Below are 17,622 nucleotides of genomic sequence, written 5' to 3'. Positions count from 1 at the left end.
CGCCCGGTTCTCCCCGGCCCGCGTGGCCACGACGGCTCGCTTCGTCTCGGCAGCGGTGTCCTGTGCGGCTGTGGGCCGGGGGGAGGGGTTCTCTGCGGCGCGCGTGGCCTCGGCAGCGGAGCTCCGTGTGGCCCCAGCGTTCCGTGTGGCCTCGGCACCCTGTGCGGTCCCGGCGTCCCCTGCGTTCCCGGCGTCCCGTGAGGCCCCGCCCCCGGCACCCCGCCCGCCCCCGGCACCCCGCCCGCCCCCGGCACCCCGCCCGCCCCCGGACGACGCCCGGTTCTCCCCGGCGGCAGCCCCCCGCGCGGTGGACAGCGGCGCCGTACTGTCCGGCGGTGCGGAAGTCGTCGTACGCGGTGGATTCTGACTCGGCGTCGGGGCCATCCTGGTTGCTCCTCGGCTCGGCTCGGCACGATGGGTTGGCAGGCCGGGAGCCTCGCTGTCACCGCCCGGGGATCTCTTGTCCGGCGCTTGGAGGTGCCTGGCGCCGGGTGACCCCGCTCCCAGCGGTCTCCCAGCCGCCCGAGAGGCGCCGCCGGGACGCTGTCCCCCGTTGCCGCTTCCAGTGCGCCTCGGAGGAGACCCGTGATCATCCACACCCTCGTCTACCGGTTCGCGGACTCGGTCGACGAGCGTCAACGTCAGCAGTTCTTCAGCGAGTTGGAGAAGCTCGCGCTCGGCTCGGGCCTCGTCACGCACTTCGGGTACGGGCCGCACCACCGCCTGCCGGTGGACGACCACGCGCGGGGGATGACCGCGAACGCCGTCGCCCAGTTCGTGTGCCGCGACCTCGACGCGCTGCGGGCCTTCTCGGAGCTCCCGCCCGTGCACGAGCACATCAACGCCTGGCGGTCCCGGATCGAGTACGACGCCGCCTACGCCAACCACGACGAACTGCTCGGCCTCGCCGCGCCCGGATTCACGAAGGAGAGCCCCATGCACCACACCGAACACACCGTCACCGTCGACGCCCCGGTCGCCACCGTCTGGGACGTCCTGGTCGACGTCGAGGGCTACGCCCGCATCTTCCCGCCCACCGAGGACGTCACGATCCTGGAGGAGTCGCCGGGGCACCAGATCGCCCGGCTCGTCGTCGACGTCAACGGCGAGGTGCAGTCGTGGATCTCGCGGCGCGACATCGACGCCGACCGCCACGTCATCGCCTACCGGCAGCTGGAGAACGCCCCGATGATGGGCTACATGGGCGGCGAGTGGCGGGCGCTGTCCATCGACGAGCACACCACCCAGCTGGTCCTCACGCACGACTTCAAGCCCCGCGACCCCGACGCGGACGGCCTGGTCGCCGGGAAGTTCACCTACGACAAGGCCGACGAGATGATCAAGGCGGCCGTGGAGCGCAACAGCGTGGCCGACCTCGGCGCGGTCAAGGAGGAGGCCGAGAAGCTCGCCGGCGAGGGCTCGGCCGCGTGACGCGCATCGTCGACCTGAGCGTGGTCACCCGGCACACGCCGAGCGAGGCGACGCCGGTCACCGTGGAGCTCCTGGACCACCGCACCGGCGCCACCGTGCTCGGGCTGACGCCGGAGGACTTCCCGGACGGGATGGCGATCTCCAACGAGACGGTGACCCTGACCACCCACACGGGCACGCACATGGACGCGCCCCTGCACTACGGCCCGCTCAGCGGCGGCAGGCCCGCCAAGAGCATCGACCAGGTCCCGCTGGAGTGGTGCCTGGGGCCGGGCGTACGGCTGGACGTACGGCATGTGCCGCCCGGTGACGGCATCACCGTCGACCATCTGCGCGGGGCGCTGCGGGAGGCCGGGCACGAGCTGCGGGCCGGCGACATCGTGATGCTGTGGACCGGCGCCGACGAACTGTGGGGTTCCGCCGAGTACCTGACGAAGTATCCGGGGCTCAGCGGGGAGGGCACGCGGTTCCTGGTGGAGGCCGGGGTCCGGGTCATCGGCATCGACGCCTGGGGGCTCGACCGGCCCATGCGGTCGATGATCGAGGACTACCGCAGGACGGGCGACCAGGGCGCGCTGTGGCCCGCCCACGTGTACGGGCGCACCCGGGAGTACCTCCAGCTGGAGAAGCTCGCGGGCCTCGCGACGCTGCCCGCGGCGACGGGCTTCACGGTGGTGTGCTTCCCGGTGGCGGTCGAGGGCGCCGGCGCGGGCTGGACCCGGGTGGTGGCGCTCCTGGAGGAACCGACGGAACCGACGGAACCGGAGGAAGCGGGCCGCGGTGCGGGGCGATGACCTGATCGGGGTGTGGCGGCTGGTGTCGTTCGAGGAACTGGACGACACCGGCGCCACCTCCCGGGGCCCGCTGGGCGCCGAGCCGAGCGGCCGGCTCATCTACACCCGGGACGGCCACGTCTCGGTGAACATGATGCGCGGCGCGGACCCCGGCCCCGTCCCGTACATGGGCTACGCCGGGACCTGGCGCCTGAACGGCTCCCAGGTCGTCCACCGCATCGAGGTCACTCCCCGCCCCGACTGGGTCGACACCGAACAGACCCGGGAAGCAACCCTGGAGAACGACCACCTGACCCTGCACGCCCGCACCCGTATCGGGGGTGCGGAACGCCGCCGGGTGCTGGTCTGGCGCAGGGACCGGGGGTAGGGCGCTGCCCCCCGGGGGGATCTGGATGCCACCACATGCGTGAAGGCCGCGACCCCGGGACGACGGTCGCGGCCTTCACACCCTGCTCCTGCTTTTGCTCCCGCTCCTGCTCCTGCTCCTACGACGTCAACGCCAGCGACGCCGGGAACCCCGCCGCCAGGGCCAGCGCCGCCGCCTCGCCCCGCGAGTTGACGCCCAGCTTCTTCAGGATCTTCGCCACGTGGAACTTCACCGTGTGCTCGCTGATCCGCAGTCGCTCGGCGATGGCTCGGTTGCGATGGCCCTGGACGAGCTGTTCCAGGACGTCCAGCTCGCGTGGGTTGAGGTCGCCCAGCGGGTCGTTGCGCTGGCGCTCAGGTGCGGTCAGGGGCAGTCGTATGGTGACGATCGTGCCCCAGCCGGCCACGGCGTCGACGTGTACGGCACCGCTGACGGCGGCGGCCCGGTCGGCGAGCCGGTGCACGGCGAGTGCGTCGCCGGCCAGGGAGCCCGGGCCGTCGTCCCGGATGATCGTGCGCAGCTCGCCGTCCTCGACGTGCCAGCTGACCCGGATCCGGCTGACACCGCCCTGCTCCAGCATGGTCAGCGCGGTGCCGCGGGCCGTCGTCCGCGCCGTCTGCGCGATCACCGGAGGGATGACCCGCTGCGCCGCCTCGCCGGTGGGCCCGCAGAACTCCAGCTCCACGTTGCCGTAGCGGGACAGCAGTCCGAGCATGTCGGTGAGCCGGCCGAACGCCTCCTGGGCGGTCTCCTCACCCGGCAGCCGCTCGCCCTCTCCGAGCGAGCGCAGCTCGATCAGCGAGGACACCGCCAGGTCGACGGCCGTGCGCCGCGCGGTGCCGTCGTCGAGGCTGCGGTTGCGCAGCAGGCCGAGCAGCGTGGTGAGCGTCGCGGCGTGGGAGTCCGTCAGATCGGCTGTGATCCGGGCCCGTTCGCTGCTCGCCATCCAGGGAGCCGCCTGGTTCACGGGGACGGCGCTGGGCCACAGGGCGATGATCCGCAGCGTGGCCAGGTCCCACAACTGCTGCACCAGTGACTGCACATGGGGCTCCGGCGCGGTGTCCCCGGTCGGCAGCAGGGCCAGCAGGGCGCCCGCCGAACCGGGGGGCGCGGAGGCCACCGCGAGGACCGGACGCAGCGCGCCCGCCAGCGGGGCCCGGTCGAACCGGGGCCGGCCGATGTCGACGTGGGTGGCGAGCTGGGCCATCTCGGCCGTGGTGACCGCCTCGGTCAGTTCGGCGTCTCCATGGCTCCAGGTCGCCGACTTGGGGCAGTCGCCGGTCAGCATCACCACGGCGTGGTGCGGTACGAGGTCGGTGAGTGCGTCGGACAGGGTGGACAGTACCTGCTTGAGGGGTGCCTGCATCAGCGCCGCCGCCACGGACAGGGCACGCTGCGGGTCCCCCCAGTCCCGAAATGCCATGTTCTTCATGCTACGGGCCACGGGCTCGGCCCGCACTCGCCAACTGGACAGTCGCCACTAGCCGTTCGGGTAGTCCGAACGGAAACCCGTGCGGCAAACCGTCCTGCCCGGCCGCCTGCCCGGCCGCCTGCCCGGCCGGTCCGGGCCGTCCTCCCACCATCCTCCCAGCGCCTTCCCAGCGGTCCGTAGAGCCGCATCGGCCATCGTCGGCACGGCGCACGGCACACCGCCGTACGCCCACAGCTTCGGCGCAAAAGGGGGCCACAGGGTGAGCGAGTCAGCAGCAGCTCGGACGACGGGCGGGACGCGATGACCCGCCGAACGGTGATCACCGGCATGGGAGTGCGCACACCCGGCGCGAACGGCGTGAAGGCCTTCTGGGAACTGCTGACCTCCGGACGCAGCGCCATCCGCCGCATCTCCTTCTTCGATCCCTCGCCGTACCGGTCGCAGATCGCCGGCGAGGCCGACTTCGACCCGGTACTGGAGGGCCTGACCCCGCTGGAGATCCGGCGGATGGACCGCGCCTCCCAGTTCGCCGTGGTCTGCGCGCGGGACGCGGTCGCGGACAGCGGGCTCGGCTTCGAGCAGCTGGATCCGGGCCGGATCGGGGTGAGCCTGGGCAGCGCGGTGGCCGCGGCGACCAGCCTGGAGCAGGAGTATCTGGTGCTGTCGGACAGCGGCCGTGACTGGCTGATGGACCCCGCCAACCTGTCGCCGCACATGTTCGACTACCTGGTGCCGAGTGTGATGCCCGCCGAGGTGGCCTGGACGGTCGGCGCGGAGGGGCCGGTGGCGATGGTCTCCAACGGCTGCACCTCCGGCATCGACTCCGTCGGCCATGCCTGCCGCCTCATCCAGGAGGGCAGCGCGGACGTCATACTCGCCGGTGCCTGCGACACCCCCATCACGCCGATCGTCGTGGCCTGCTTCGACGCCATCAAGGCGACCACCCCGCGCAACGGCGAACCCGAGCGGGCCTCGCGCCCCTTCGACCGCAGCCGCAACGGCTTCGTCCTCGCCGAGGGCGCCGCGATGTTCGTGGTCGAGGAGTACGAGCACGCGGTACGGCGTGACGCGCACATCTACGCCGAGATCACCGGCTACGCCACGCGCTGCAACGCGTACCACATGACCGGTCTGAAGACGGACGGACGCGAGATGGCCGAGGCGATCCGCTCGGCGCTGGACGAGGCGCGCACCGACGCCACGGACATCGACTACATCAACGCCCATGGCTCCGGCACCAAGCAGAACGACCGCCACGAGACCGCCGCGTACAAGCGCAGCCTGGGCGAGCACGCCCGGCGCACCCCGGTCAGCTCCATCAAGTCGATGGTGGGCCACTCGCTGGGCGCGATCGGCTCGATCGAGATCGCCGCGTCCGCGCTGGCCATCGGCAACGGCGTGGTGCCGCCGACGGCCAACCTGCACGAGCCGGACCCCGAGTGCGACCTCGACTACGTGCCGCTGGCCGCGCGCGAGCGGCGGCTGCGCAACGTCCTGACCGTCGGCAGTGGCTTCGGCGGCTTCCAGAGCGCCATGGTGCTGCGCCACGTACCCGGAGGTGCCGCATGAGCGTCCTCGTCACCGGCGTCGGCCTGATCGCCCCCAACGGCACCGGCCCGCAGCCGTACTGGAAGGCCACCCTGGGGGGCCACAGCGGCATCGGCGTCCTCAGCCGCTTCGACGTCTCCCGCTACCCGGTGCGGCTGGCCGGCGAGATCCGCGACTTCGACGCGGCCGCCCACCTGCCCGGCAGGCTGCTTCCGCAGACCGACGTCTCCACCCGGTACGCGCTGGTGGCGGCCGACCGGGCGCTCGCCGACGCGGCGATCGAGCCGGGCACCTACGCCGACTACGACATGGGCGTGGTCACCGGAAACGGGCAGGGCGGCTTCGAGTTCACCCACCGCGAGTTCCACAAGCTGTGGTCGCGGGGACCGGAGAAGGTGAGCGTGTACGAGTCGTTCGCCTGGTTCTACGCGGTGAACACCGGCCAGATCTCCATCCGCAACCAACTGCGCGGCCCCAGCAGCGCCCTGGTCACCGAGCAGGCCGGCGGCCTGGACGCGATCGGGCACGCCCGGCGTACGGTCCGGCGCGGCACGCCGATGGTGGTGACCGGCGGCGTCGACTCGGCGTTCGACCCGTGGGGCTGGGTGTCGCAGATCGCCGGCGGCCGGCTGACCACGTCCGACGACCCGGCGCGGGCGTACCTGCCGTTCGGCAGCGACGCGAGCGGCCATGTGCCCGGCGAGGGCGGCGCGATCCTCATCCTGGAGGACGCGGCCACGGCGGCCGAGCGCGGCGCCCCTCAGGTGTACGGCGAGATCGCCGGGTACGCGAGCACCTTCGACCCCGCCCCGGGCACCGGCCGCCCGCCCGGTCTGCGCCGTGCTGCCGAACTCGCCCTCGACGACGCCGGGTTGACGCCCGCCGACATCGACGTGGTGTTCGCGGACGCGGCCGGCACCCCCGACCTCGACCGCGCCGAGGCCGAGGCGATCAGCGGCCTCTTCGGCCCGCACGGGATACCGGTGACCGCGCCGAAGGCCCTCACCGGCCGCCTGTGCTCCGGCGGCGGCCCGCTGGACGTGGTGGCGGCGCTGCTCGCCGTACGCGAGGGCGTGATCCCGCCGACCTACGGCACGGACGAAGTGCCCGAGGAGTACGGCATCGACCTGGTGCGCGGCGCGCCGCGGGAGACCCCGGTGCGGGCGGCGCTGGTGCTGGCGCGCGGCAGGTGGGGCTTCAACTCGGCGGTCGTGGTGCGGGGTGCGAGGGGTGGGCGCGATGACTGAGGGGTTCGGGCAAGTGAGCACGGAGGCCGACCGGTTCGGCGAGGTCGTCGCGATCACCGACGGCTTCAAGGAGGTCATGGCCCGTTTCCCGACCGGCGTCGCCATCGCCACCGTGTGTGACGAGCGCGGGCTGCCGCACGGGCTGACCGTCAGTTCCTTCTGCTCGGTCTCCCTCGATCCGCCGCTGGTCCTGCTGTGCGTGGCCAAGTCGGCACGGAGTTTCCCGGCGTTCGCCCGGGCCGCGGAGTTCGCGGTGAGTGTGCTGCGTGAGCATCACACCGACCTGGCGAAGCGGTTCGCGACCTCCGACGAGGAGAAGTTCCGGCGCGGGGGGCTGGTGCGCACGCCCCGCGGCGGGCTGGTCGTCGACGACGCCCTGGCCGTCGTGGAGTGCCTGGTGGACCAGCTGCACGACGCGGGCGACCACGTGATCGTCGTCGGCAAGGTCGTCGACACCCGGACCACCGAGCCCGGCACCCCGGCCGTCTACTTCAACCGCCGCTTCGCCGCGCTGAGTTGCTGAGTCGCCGAATTGCCGCCTTGCCCAGTTCCCATGACCCTCTGCCTTCGAAGGTGACGCACATGGCGTTCAGCAGGCCGCTGCGGCCGATTCCCGACGACGACACCCTGCGCCGCCATCTGGCGGCGGGCGCGGAGCTCCCCGCCCTGTTGATGACGGTCGCCCACCTGACCGGGGACGCCTCGGTGCTCCGCGACGACCTGCGCGCGCCGGGCTGGCTGTTCCAGCCGCAGGGCGGCCTCACCGCCGTACAGCAGGAGGAGGCCCGCCGTGTCGCCCTGGCGGCGCTGGCGCGGTGGCGGGCCGAAAGGCGGGCGCCCGAGCGGCCCACCCCGGAGCTGTTGCGGGCGATCACCACCTGGGCCATGGGGTCCGACACCGGCGACCTGCTGGATCTGCTCGCCGACGAGATCGCCCTGCCCGAGGACGACCCCAAGGCGCCGGACTGGACGCTGGAGGAGCTGAGCCCCGGCGCCGACTTCGACGTGGCGGTGATCGGCGCCGGGTTCAGCGGGTTGCTGGCCGCCCACCGGCTCGCCCAGGCCGGCGTGCCGGTCGTGCTGTACGAGAAGAACGAGGACGTCGGCGGGACCTGGTTCGAGAACACCTACCCGGGCTGCCGTACCGATGTGGCCAGCCACCTCTACAACTACTCCTTCGCGCCCAGCACCGACTGGCCGGACCACTTCTGCCGCAGTGAGACGGTCCTGGAGTATCTGCGCGCGTTCGCCAAGGAGTCCGGCGTGGCCGAGCGCGTCCGGTTCGGCACCGAGGTGCGCGAGCTGCGCTGGGACGACACCGAACGGCGCTGGCACCTCACCCTGCGCGGCCCCGGCGGCGCCACCCGCACGGTGACCCACCGGGCCGTGATCACCGCGGTCGGCCAGCTCAACCGCCCTGCCCTGCCCGCCGTGGAGGGGCTCGGCAGCTTCACCGGACCCGCCTTCCACTCCGCGGCCTGGGACCACTCGGTGGACCTCGCGGGCAAACGGGTCGCCGTGGTCGGCACGGGCGCGAGCGCCTACCAGCTGGTGCCCGAACTCGCCGGTGTCGCCTCCGAGGTGATCCTCTTCCAGCGCAACCCGCCCTGGCTGCGGCCCACCCCCCACTACCACGAGCCCGTGTCCGACAGCGCGGCCTGGCTGTTCGAGCATGTGCCGTACTACACCCAGTGGTACCGCTTCTGGCTGTTCGCGCCCGGTCTGCGCGGCATCCTCGACGGCTGGATCGTCGACCACGACCACCCGCCCACCGAGCGCGCCATCTCCGCCCTGAACGAACAGCTCCGCGCCTCCCTGCTGCAGTCCATGGAGGCTCAGCTCACCGACGCGCCCGAGCTGCGGGACAAGGTCATCCCCGCCTATCCGGTCGGCGCCAAGCGGGTGCTGCGGGACAACGGCGTCTGGCTCGCGACCCTGAAGCGCGACGACGTGACGCTGGTGACCGCCCCCGTGGCGCGGGAGACCCCGCACGGACTGGTCGCGGACGGCGAGGAGTTCGCGGTCGACGTCATCGTGTACGCCACCGGCTTCGAGGCCTCCCGCTTCCTCACCCCGATGAAGGTGACCGGGGAGAACGGCCTCGACCTGCACACCCACTGGGCCGGGGCGCCCCGCGCCCACCTCGGCATCAGCGTGCCCCACTTCCCCAACCTGTTCTGCCTGTACGGGCCCAACACCAACCTCGTAGGACAGGGCGGCAGCATCGTCTACTTCTCCGAGTGCGCCACCCGGTACGTCGTCGACGTGATCCGGCTGCTGCTGGCGCGCGGCGCGGACGCGGCCCAGGTCCGCGAGGACGTCCACGACGACTACAACGCGTGGGTCGACGCGGCGAGCGCCGACCGTGCCTGGGTCTGGTCGAAGGTGAGCGGCTGGTACAAGGACGGCGGCCGTTCCTCCACCAACTGGCCCTTCTCCGCCGTCGAGTACTGGACCCGCACCCGCCGCGCGGACCCCGACGACCTCCATGTCATCTGACCTGTCAGACACGTCATCCGACGCCGCTGGGCGTCCCTGCGAATCGAGGACCGGACCCATGGTGGACACCACGCCCGGCCGGCTGACCGAGGCCGCCCGGCAGATCGCGGACACGGCCGCCGGCCTCGCCCCGGCCATGACCGAACGACGGCGGATCGACGCCGACCTGGTGAAGGCGATGCGCGAGGCCGGCTTCATGCGGCACTTCGTGCCCACCCGGTACGGCGGCGCCGCCGGGACTTTCACCGACCTGCTGGCCGCGGTGGCGACCCTGGGCGAGGCGTGCCCGGCGACCGCGTGGTGCGCCTCGCTGTTCGCGAGCACACCCCGGTTCGTGCCGTGCTTCCCCGAGGCCGGGCAGCGGGAGTTCTGGGCCGAGGGGCCGGACACCGCGTTCGTCTGCTCGGTGCTGCCGTTCGGCGAGGCGACGCAGGCCTCCGGCATTTCGGGGCTGCGGGTCAGTGGCCGGTGGCCGTACATGAGCGCCGTGGAGTACGCGGACTGGGTCGTCGTCTGCGCCAGACTGCCCGGGGCCGGCGGACCGCGGCTGAAGCTGGTCGCGGTGCCCGTGTCGGCGGTCTCGGTCGAGGACACCTGGGACACCGTGGGCATGCGGGCCACCGGCAGCAACACCGTGGTCCTGGACGACGTCCTCGTACCGGCCGCCCGGATCGTCGACCGGGACGCGGTGTTCGGCGGGCGGCCGGTCGACACTCCCGAGACGCCCATCGCCCCGCTGGCCGCCGTCAACGGCCTGACGTTCGTCGTCCCCGCCCTCGGCGCGGCCCAGGGCGCGCTGGCCGAGCTCGCCCGCTACCTGGGCGGCAAGCTGAAGGACGTGTCGCCCACGCCGGGCCTGCCCGGACCGGGCGGCACGCTGGCCAGCCAGGAGATGACCCTGGCCCGCTCGGCCGCCGAGATCGACAGCGCCCGTCTGCTGCTCACCCGCATCGCCGAACTGGGCGACGCGCAAGGGCCGTTCACCCCGCATGTGGTGGCGCGCAACGTGCGGGACAGCGCCTTCGCCGTCGACCTGCTGGTCACCGCCGTCAACCGGATCTTCCGCGGCGCGGGCACCGGCGGGCAGGCGGCCCACGGTCCGCTGGAGCGGTTCTGGCACGACGTCAACGCGGTCGCCACCCACCAGGCCCTCCAGTTCGAGCCCGCCGCCCACCACTACGCGCGCGCCCTCCTCGCCACCGACGCCTGACGCCATCAAGGAGTACGCACATGACGAGCCCGCCGCTGGACACCACCACCCCGTTGGACACCACCGCCCCACTGGACCCCACCACCCCGTCCGCCGACCGGATCATGGAGACGGCGCTGGCCTTCGAGGCGTCGAAGACCCTGCTGAGCGCCGTCGAGATCGGCGTCTTCACCGAACTGGCCGGCAGGCCCGCCGACGCGGTCGAGCTGCGCGACAGGCTCGGCCTGCACCCGCGCGGCGCCCGGGACTTCTTCGACGCGCTGGTCGCCCTCGGCTTCCTGCGCCGCGTGGACGGCGTCTACCACAACACACCCGAGACCGATGCCCACCTGGACCGGGCCAAGCCCGGCTACGGGACCGTCGCCCCGCTGCTGGAGATGGCGAACTCCCGGCTGTTCGGCATCTGGAACCACCTGACGGACGTGCTGCGCACCGGCCTCTCCCAGGACGAGTCGAAGGCCTCCGGCAAGGACACCTACGACGCGCTGTACGCCGACCCGGCCCGGCTGAAGCAGTTCCTCGCGTCCATGACCGGCATCAGCCACCGCGCCAACCTGCGCATCGCCCGGCAGGTGCCCTGGGAGGACTACGCCACGGTCGCCGACATGGGCACCGCCCAGGGCGACCTGGTCACGCAGGTGCTGCTCGCCAACCCGCACCTGACCGGCACCGGCTTCGACCTGCCCGAGGCGGAGCCGGTGTTCACGGAGTACGCCGAACACCACGGCCTCGGCGAGCGCCTCCGCTTCACCGGCGGGGACTTCTTCACCGACCCCTTCCCCAAGGCCGATGTGCTCACCTTCGGCCACATCCTGCACAACTGGGACCTGGACCGGAAGAAGCTCCTGCTGCGCAGGGCATGGGAGGCGCTGCCCGCGGGCGGTGCGGTCGTCGTGTACGACACCCTCATCGACGACGAGCGCTCCGAGAACGCGTTCGCGCTGCTCATGAGCCTGAACATGCTCGCGGTCACGGACGGCGGCTTCGGCTACACCGGCGCCGAGTGCCAGGAGTGGATGCGGGAGGCCGGATTCGCCCGTGCCTGGACGGAACACCTCGTGGGACCCGACTCGATCGTGGTAGGAGTCAAGGAATGACCTCCGCGCAGGCACAGCTGAAGGCCAACAAGGAACTCGTCGCCGAGTACATCCGGCTGTTCTACAACGAGAAGGACTTCGACCGGGCCCGGGAACTCCTCACCGAGGGCTTCGTCAACCACCACCACGGCGTCGGCGCCGGCCGGGACCGCACCGTGGAGACGTTCTCGGCCGCCGCCTCCGTGATGCCCGAGTTCTCGCTGACCGTGCGGCGCATCGTGGCCGAGGACGACCAGGTGTGGACGCAGAGCGTGGCCAGGGCGGCGCCCGGCGCGCACCCCTCGGTGGTCGTCGACATCTGGCGGATCGAGGACGGCCGGCTGGCCGAGCACTGGGACGTCGGACAGGCCGTGCCGGACGGCTCGACCCTCGACGAGATGATCGAGGACGCGGCGGCCGGGGACGCCGGATGAGCGCGTTGATGCAGGCCGTCACCCAGCGCGCCTTCGGCGGCCCGGACGTCCTGGAACCGGCCGAGGTGTCCCGGCCCCGCCCCGGCCTGAACGAGGTGCTGGTCCGCGTCCACGCGGCCGGCGTCAACCCGATCGACGCCCTCGTCCGCTCGGGCACGCTGCCCCTGCTCGGCACCCCGCCCTTCACCGTCGGCTGGGACATCTCCGGCGTCGTGATGGAGACGGCCCCGGGCGTGACCAGGTTCGCCGTCGGGGACGAGGTGTACGGCATGCCGTACATCCCGCGTGCCGCGGCCGCCTACGCCGAGTACGCCGTCGCGCCCTCCCGGCAGCTCGCCCGCAAACCGGCGACCGTGGACCACCGCACGGCGGCCGCGCTGCCGCTCGCCGGGCTGACCGCGTGGCAGGCGCTGGCCGACACCGGGCTGGTCGGCACCGGCACCCGGGTGCTGGTGCACGGCGGGGCCGGCGGCGTCGGTCATCTCGCGGTGCAGATCGCCAAGGCCCGGGGCGCCGAGGTGATCGCGACGGCGAGCACCGCCAAGACGGACTTCGTCCGCGAACTCGGCGTCGACCAGGTGATCGACTACCGCACACGGGACTTCACCGAGGAGGTCAAGGACGTCGACGTGGTCCTGGACGGCGTCGGCGGCGAGACCGCCGAGCGCTCCCTGGACGTCCTGCGGCCGGGCGGCGCGCTCGTGACCATCGTCGAGATGCGCAACGCGGACCTCGCCGGTCGGGCAGAGGCACGCGGCCTCTCCTTCCACGGCGTGACCGCGGAACCCGACCACGTGGGCCTCACGGCCCTGGCCGACCTCGTCGACTCCGGACGACTGCGCCCGCACATCGCCCAAGCGTTGCCGCTGGCGCGGGCGGCCGAGGCCCACCGGTTGCTGGAGGCGGGCACGCTGCCGGGGAAGGTGGTGCTGAGGGCGGCCTGACGGCCGGGCGTGGCCCACCGGGGTGGCTGCGCCCAGCCGGGCATTCCTGTGGGCCACCCCTCTACGCCACCCCCTCCGGGGTCTCCCGCCAACTGCTCCCCGCTTCAAGAGCGTTGACCCGCGTCACCCGCACCAGCAGAATGAGCCCGCATTCCTGAGAGCGCTCTCAAGGTTCGGTGAGGGAGACCCATGACCGGCATGACCGACGACAGGCAAGGCCCGGCGTTCAGTCGGCGCACACTCATCGGGGCCGGTGTCGGCGCCGCAATGCTCACCGCGGCCGGGGCGGGCGCGGCGCACGCCGGAGTGGGCTCCGCCCGGCGGCGGGGTCACGCCTTCCTGGCCGCCGCCATGGACGCCTACCCGGACCACGGCACCATCCGCCTCGCCCAGAGCTACACCGACCAGGCCGGCCTCTTCAGCACCGCCTTCACCTACGACAACGCCCTCGCGATCCTCGCCCACCTCGCCGTCCGGAACGCGGACGGGCGGGCCCGGGCCGTCGTACTCGGGGACGCGTTGCTGTACGCGCAGCAGCACGACCCGGCCCATGACGACGGCCGGCTTCGGCAGGCCTACAACGTCGGGCCGTACACCTTCTACGACGGCTCGGTGCAGCCGGACGGGTTCGTGCGGGCGGACGGCAGCGCCAACGTCGGCACGCAGTTCGGGTTCACGGGGACGGCCGTCGGGGACATGGCCTGGGCCGGGATCGCGCTCAGTGCGCTGGCCCGGCGGACGGGCGAGCGGCGGTTCCTCGACGGTGCCGTGCGGATCGGGGAGTGGATCGAGCACAACGGGCGTACCGACGAACCCCTCGGGGGCTACAAGTTCGGCGTCAACGGTGCGAACGAGAGACTTCCCTTCACCTCCACCGAGCACAACACCGACCTGATCTGTCTGTTCGGGCGGCTCGCCCGGCTCACCGGGGACCGGGTGTGGCTGGAGCGGCGTGCTCGGGCCCGCGCCTTCGTCGAGAGGATGTGGGAAGCGGACGGCGGGTTCTTCTACACCGGGACCAATGACGGCATCAGCATCAACACATCCCCCGTCCCCGAGGACACCCAGACCTGGACCCACCTCGCCCTCGACTCCCGCGCGCACGCCTCCTCGCTGGACTGGGCCGCGCGCGAGCTGGCCGTCCTCGACCACGCCGGGCGGCGCAACAGCACGGTGCCGGCGGGACAGTCGTACGAAGGTGTCACCTTCAGTTCCGCCGGCCTCCTCGCGAACGAGGACGCCCCGATCGCCGACTCCCAGCCCAGGCCCGACCGCAACGGCGTGTGGTTCGAGGGAACCGCTCATCTCGCGCTCGCCCTGCGGGAGCGGCAGGGGCGGGGGGACGAGGCGCGGGCCCGGCGGCTGGTCGAGTCCATCGAGCGGGCTCAGGATCTGCTCGGGGCGGGACAGAGCGTGGGAGGGCGGGCGTTGCCCGGGCGGTCCGGGGTCGTGGCGGCGAGCAGTCCGCTCGACACCGGGTTCGGGTTCGGCTATTACCCGTACCGGCACACGGGGGCGACCGCCTGGTACCTGATGGCTGCGACGCGCTTCAACCCGTTGCGGGTCTGAACGCGCGCCAACCCGTTGCGGGCTGAAACGGCCGTCGGGCCCGGGATGCCGATCGCGGGCCCGCTTACAGTGGAGCCGTGTCCTCAGGAAACAGCGTGGTGGCGCGCAATGTGCGCCTACTCAGAGAGCAGCGGGGCCTCTCCCTGGCCGAACTGGCCCGGCAGGCGGGGCTGGCCAAGCAGACGCTGTCCAAGCTGGAGCAGGGCACCGGCAATCCCACGGTGGACACGCTGTTCTCGATCGCCGAGGCGCTCGGCGTGCCGGTGACCCGGCTGGTGGCCGAGCGCGAGCAGGTGATGACCGTGCAGCGCGCCGACGAGGTCGTCTGGCAGCAGCACGGGGGATACGAGAGCCGGTCCCTGGACCATGTGTACGGGTCCGGTGTCATCGAGAACTATCTGGTGCGGATCGCGAAGGGCGCGGAGGGCTCAGGGGACGCCGGCCGGGTGTCCGAGCCGCATCCCGTGGGCACCCTGGAGCACCTGTACGTGATCAGCGGCCGGGTCAGGGTCGGGCCGGTCGACAGCCCTGTCGAGCTGTCGTCCGGTGACTTCGTGCGGTACCCGGGGGACCGGCCGCATGTGTACGAGTCGCTGGACGGGGAGAGCCTGGTGCACATCGTGGTGAGTGTGCCGCGGGTGCAGCCCGGGACCGGCGGCACGACCGTGGCGCGGACCCATGGGAACGGCCTGCGCTGACCGGCGCTTTTGCCGCTCCCCGACAGGCTCTCAGGCCGCCGTACTGCCCGACCCCGCCCTCGCGGCCGTGACCGCCCGAGCCGCCTCGTGCGCCACCCGCCGCAGCGCGGGCGCGTAGCGGGCCGGGTCGAAGCGGTGGCCGGCGCCCGCGACCGAGAGGGCCGCCACCGGACGGCCGCTGGGGCCCATGACCGGGACGGCGACGCAGGTCAGACCGAGGGTGGCCTCCTGGCGGTCGTAGGCGATGCCCTCCTGGCGGATGCGCCGCAGTTCGGACCGGAAGGCGGTGGGGTCGGTGAGCGTGTATTCCGTACGGCCGTGCAGGCCCGCCTCGACGGCCGCCTCCGCCGCGTCGTGGTCGAAGGCCAGCAGGGCCTTGCCGACGCCCGTGCAGTACGCGGGCATCCGGGCGCCGATACGGGACGGGGAGCGGGTCGGGCGGTGCCCGTGGATCTTGTTGACGTACACGATCTCGGTGTCGTGCAGGACGGCGAGGTGCACGGTCTCGTGGGTCAGGACGTAGAGGTCGGCGAGGTGCGGGAGCAGTCGCTCGCGCAGCAGCACGGTCGTCGGGCCGTAGACCCGGGTGCCGATGTCGAAGAGCCGGGCGCCCAGGCGGTAGTCGCTGCCGACCCGTTCGACCAGGTCGTTGCGCTGGAGGATGGCCAGCAGGCGGAAGGCGGTCGACTTGGTCAGGCCGGTGCGGCGGGCCAGCTCGCTGACGCCGAGTTCGTGGTCGTGCTCGGCCAGCTGCTTCAGCAGGATCAGGGCCTTGTCGACCGCGGTCTGCTGGTCCGAGGTGGAGGGGGCGGTGGGGGAAGGCATAGGCATGGTCGTCTCCCTGGGCGCCTCAGGCGACCATCTTGATGGACGTGCGTCCACCATAGGTGACCGTTTCGGCGCTGTAAACGGCCCGGACATGAGCTGTGCCGGGCCGTTCACAGTGCCGCGGGGCGAGGGTCAGATCTCGAACTCCTCGTCCCTTGTCTCCGGCAGCGCCAGCACGCACAGCAGGCTGACCAGACACAGCGCGCCCGCGTACACCCCGAGCACCAGCGGCGACTTCCACTGGCTGTTCAGCCAGGTGGCGACCAGCGGGGCGAAGCCGCCGCCGAGGGTGTTGGCGAGGATGAAGGTCGCCGAGGCACCGGTGTAGCGCAGCCGGGCCGGGAACAGCTCGGGCAGGAAGGCCGCGATCGGCGAGAACATCATGATGAAGAAGAGCAGGCCGACGGTGAACGCCCCTGCGATGACCAGGCCGTTGCCCGTGCTCAGCGAGCCGAACATGGGCAGCGCCCACACCGCGCACCCGACCGCGCCCGTGAGGATCACCGGCTTGCGGCCCCACCGGTCGGCCAGCCGCGCGAACGGGACCGTCGCGACGGCGGCGGCCACCGCGGCGACGCTCACCGCAGCCAGCATCGTGTTCTGCGGGATGCCGAGTGCCTTGGGGCCGTACGAGATGCTGTAGACGATCGTCAGGTAGTAGACGGCCGACCCGCCGATCGCGGCGCCGATGCCGAGCAGCAGCCGGCCGGGGTACTCCTTGATCAGCGTGCCGAGCGGGAAGCGCGAGGCCGGGCGGGTCTCGGGGCCCCGCCCGCTGAACACCGGGGACTCCGTCACCGTCGTCCGCACCCACAGGCCGATGACGATCAGCACCGCGCTGAGCAGGAACGGGATCCGCCAGGCGCCGTCCGCGAAGCCGTCCCGGCCGGCGATGGAGAGCGTCGGCAGGATCACGGCACTGGACAGCAGGAAGCCCGCGACCGGGCCGACCTGGGGGATCGAGGCGTACAGCGCCCTGCGCCCCGGTGGCGCGTGCTCGGCGGCCAGCAGCACCGCGCCGCCCCACTCGCCGCCGATGCTCACGCCCTGCACCAGACGGAGCGTCACCAGCAGGACGGGGGCGAGCAGTCCGGCGGTCTCGTACGTCGGGAGGAGCCCGACACCCACGGTCGCCAGGCCCATCATCAGCAGCGAGAGGACCAGCGCCCGCTTGCGGCCGAGCCGGTCGCCGATGGTGCCGAAGAGGACGACACCGATGGGGCGGGCCAGGAACGCGGCGGCGAAGGTCAGGAACGCCGCCAGGGTGGAGACGGTGGAGTCGCCCGCCGGGAAGAAGGCGGGGCCGAGGACGAGGGCGGCGGCCGTGCCGTACACGGCGAAGTCGTAGTACTCGATCGTGGTGCCGATGAGGCTGGCGAGGGCGACGCGGGAGACCTGGGTGCGGTCGGGTCCCGGTGTCGAGGCCGTTGCCTTGGTGGTGGGGACGGTGGTGTCTGACATGGAGCGGCTTACCTCCGACGTCCGGCCCACCCCGCGAAGCGGAGGCTTCGGGGTGATCCAGGACACAGTGGGACTTGGGTGCGG

The 17,622-nt window shown here is 72.4% G+C and carries 16 protein-coding genes; 13 read left to right on the top strand and 3 right to left on the bottom strand.

Annotation, left to right across the window (positions count from 1 at the left end; translation table 11 throughout):
- Positions 1 to 585: 585 nt before the first annotated feature.
- The 3 genes from BLU79_RS27515 to BLU79_RS27505 are packed head-to-tail and all read left to right on the top strand — an operon-like array spanning position 586 to position 2,592.
- On the top strand, positions 586 to 1,431 hold the full coding sequence (locus tag BLU79_RS27515) for an aromatase/cyclase (RefSeq protein WP_093908612.1): 846 nt from the start codon (positions 586 to 588) through the stop codon (positions 1,429 to 1,431).
- Positions 1,428 to 2,225: a cyclase family protein gene (locus tag BLU79_RS27510; protein ID WP_093908611.1), complete on the top strand. Its 798-nt coding sequence runs from the start codon at positions 1,428 to 1,430 to the stop codon at positions 2,223 to 2,225. Before BLU79_RS27515 ends, BLU79_RS27510 begins: the two co-directional genes overlap by 4 nt.
- Positions 2,212 to 2,592: a lipocalin-like domain-containing protein gene (locus tag BLU79_RS27505; RefSeq protein ID WP_093908610.1), complete on the top strand. Its 381-nt coding sequence runs from the start codon at positions 2,212 to 2,214 to the stop codon at positions 2,590 to 2,592. The genes BLU79_RS27510 and BLU79_RS27505 overlap by 14 nt, the downstream gene beginning before the upstream one ends.
- Before the next feature lie 118 nt (positions 2,593 to 2,710).
- On the opposite strand, the gene BLU79_RS49245 is transcribed toward BLU79_RS27505, so the two are convergent.
- The gene (locus BLU79_RS49245) at positions 2,711 to 4,015 is read right to left on the bottom strand and encodes a helix-turn-helix transcriptional regulator (protein WP_256333492.1); all 1,305 of its coding nucleotides are present in this window, start codon (positions 4,013 to 4,015) and stop codon (positions 2,711 to 2,713) included.
- A gap of 309 nt (positions 4,016 to 4,324) precedes the next feature.
- On the opposite strand from BLU79_RS49245, the gene BLU79_RS27495 reads away from it, so the two are divergent.
- The 10 genes from BLU79_RS27495 (at position 4,325) to BLU79_RS27450 (ending at position 15,249) form a co-directional block, all read left to right on the top strand.
- On the top strand, positions 4,325 to 5,593 hold the full coding sequence (locus tag BLU79_RS27495) for a beta-ketoacyl-[acyl-carrier-protein] synthase family protein (RefSeq protein ID WP_093908608.1): 1,269 nt from the start codon (positions 4,325 to 4,327) through the stop codon (positions 5,591 to 5,593).
- Positions 5,590 to 6,819 (top strand): ketosynthase chain-length factor, encoded by a 1,230-nt coding sequence (locus BLU79_RS27490; protein WP_093908607.1) that lies wholly within the window; start codon positions 5,590 to 5,592, stop codon positions 6,817 to 6,819. Before BLU79_RS27495 ends, BLU79_RS27490 begins: the two co-directional genes overlap by 4 nt.
- Positions 6,820 to 6,832: 13 nt before the next feature.
- Positions 6,833 to 7,342, top strand: a complete 510-nt coding sequence (locus BLU79_RS27485; RefSeq protein WP_256333491.1) for a flavin reductase family protein — start codon at positions 6,833 to 6,835, stop codon at positions 7,340 to 7,342.
- A gap of 59 nt (positions 7,343 to 7,401) precedes the next feature.
- Positions 7,402 to 9,318, top strand: coding sequence for a flavin-containing monooxygenase (locus BLU79_RS27480; protein WP_093908606.1), 1,917 nt, complete (start codon positions 7,402 to 7,404; stop codon positions 9,316 to 9,318).
- Positions 9,319 to 9,376: 58 nt separating this feature from the next.
- Positions 9,377 to 10,528: an acyl-CoA dehydrogenase family protein gene (locus tag BLU79_RS27475; RefSeq protein WP_177001195.1), complete on the top strand. Its 1,152-nt coding sequence runs from the start codon at positions 9,377 to 9,379 to the stop codon at positions 10,526 to 10,528.
- A gap of 20 nt (positions 10,529 to 10,548) precedes the next feature.
- Positions 10,549 to 11,625, top strand: a complete 1,077-nt coding sequence (locus BLU79_RS27470; protein WP_093908604.1) for a methyltransferase — start codon at positions 10,549 to 10,551, stop codon at positions 11,623 to 11,625.
- A complete protein-coding gene (locus tag BLU79_RS27465) occupies positions 11,622 to 12,038 on the top strand; it encodes a nuclear transport factor 2 family protein (protein ID WP_093908603.1) in 417 nt (138 codons plus the stop codon). The genes BLU79_RS27470 and BLU79_RS27465 overlap by 4 nt, the downstream gene beginning before the upstream one ends.
- A gap of 8 nt (positions 12,039 to 12,046) precedes the next feature.
- Positions 12,047 to 12,982, top strand: a complete 936-nt coding sequence (locus tag BLU79_RS27460; RefSeq protein WP_093908602.1) for an NADP-dependent oxidoreductase — start codon at positions 12,047 to 12,049, stop codon at positions 12,980 to 12,982.
- A gap of 189 nt (positions 12,983 to 13,171) precedes the next feature.
- Positions 13,172 to 14,551 carry a YyaL domain-containing protein gene (locus tag BLU79_RS27455; protein ID WP_093908601.1) on the top strand — a complete coding sequence of 460 codons (1,380 nt, stop codon included), beginning with the start codon at positions 13,172 to 13,174 and terminating at the stop codon, positions 14,549 to 14,551.
- A 77-nt stretch (positions 14,552 to 14,628) separates the two neighbouring features.
- Positions 14,629 to 15,249: a helix-turn-helix domain-containing protein gene (locus tag BLU79_RS27450; RefSeq protein WP_256333490.1), complete on the top strand. Its 621-nt coding sequence runs from the start codon at positions 14,629 to 14,631 to the stop codon at positions 15,247 to 15,249.
- A 30-nt stretch (positions 15,250 to 15,279) separates the two neighbouring features.
- On the opposite strand, the gene BLU79_RS27445 is transcribed toward BLU79_RS27450, so the two are convergent.
- Positions 15,280 to 16,080 carry an IclR family transcriptional regulator gene (locus tag BLU79_RS27445; protein WP_093908599.1) on the bottom strand — a complete coding sequence of 267 codons (801 nt, stop codon included), beginning with the start codon at positions 16,078 to 16,080 and terminating at the stop codon, positions 15,280 to 15,282.
- Positions 16,081 to 16,209: 129 nt separating this feature from the next.
- Positions 16,210 to 17,538, bottom strand: coding sequence for an MFS transporter (locus BLU79_RS27440; protein WP_093908598.1), 1,329 nt, complete (start codon positions 17,536 to 17,538; stop codon positions 16,210 to 16,212).
- Positions 17,539 to 17,622: the final 84 nt, after the last annotated feature.

The sequence above is a fragment of the Streptomyces sp. cf386 genome (assembly GCF_900103585.1).
In the GTDB taxonomy this organism is placed as follows: Bacteria; Actinomycetota; Actinomycetes; order Streptomycetales; family Streptomycetaceae; genus Streptomyces.
Note: the sequence above shows the minus strand (reverse complement) of the source record. Positions and strands in the feature narration are given on the sequence as shown.

What these genes read in the sequence shown, in the direction of transcription:
- BLU79_RS27495 (WP_093908608.1), top strand. Translation starts at nt 4,325, where the DNA reads ATGACCCGCCGAACGGTGATCACCGGCATGGGAGTGCGCACACCCGGC.
- BLU79_RS27475 (WP_177001195.1), top strand. Translation starts at nt 9,377, where the DNA reads ATGGTGGACACCACGCCCGGCCGGCTGACCGAGGCCGCCCGGCAGATC.
- BLU79_RS27480 (WP_093908606.1), top strand. Translation starts at nt 7,402, where the DNA reads ATGGCGTTCAGCAGGCCGCTGCGGCCGATTCCCGACGACGACACCCTG.
- BLU79_RS27460 (WP_093908602.1), top strand. Translation starts at nt 12,047, where the DNA reads ATGCAGGCCGTCACCCAGCGCGCCTTCGGCGGCCCGGACGTCCTGGAA.
- BLU79_RS49245 (WP_256333492.1), bottom strand. Translation starts at nt 4,015, where the DNA reads ATGGCATTTCGGGACTGGGGGGACCCGCAGCGTGCCCTGTCCGTGGCG.
- BLU79_RS27445 (WP_093908599.1), bottom strand. Translation starts at nt 16,080, where the DNA reads ATGCCTATGCCTTCCCCCACCGCCCCCTCCACCTCGGACCAGCAGACC.
- BLU79_RS27470 (WP_093908604.1), top strand. Translation starts at nt 10,549, where the DNA reads ATGACGAGCCCGCCGCTGGACACCACCACCCCGTTGGACACCACCGCC.
- BLU79_RS27465 (WP_093908603.1), top strand. Translation starts at nt 11,622, where the DNA reads ATGACCTCCGCGCAGGCACAGCTGAAGGCCAACAAGGAACTCGTCGCC.
- BLU79_RS27455 (WP_093908601.1), top strand. Translation starts at nt 13,172, where the DNA reads ATGACCGGCATGACCGACGACAGGCAAGGCCCGGCGTTCAGTCGGCGC.
- BLU79_RS27440 (WP_093908598.1), bottom strand. Translation starts at nt 17,538, where the DNA reads ATGTCAGACACCACCGTCCCCACCACCAAGGCAACGGCCTCGACACCG.
- BLU79_RS27490 (WP_093908607.1), top strand. Translation starts at nt 5,590, where the DNA reads ATGAGCGTCCTCGTCACCGGCGTCGGCCTGATCGCCCCCAACGGCACC.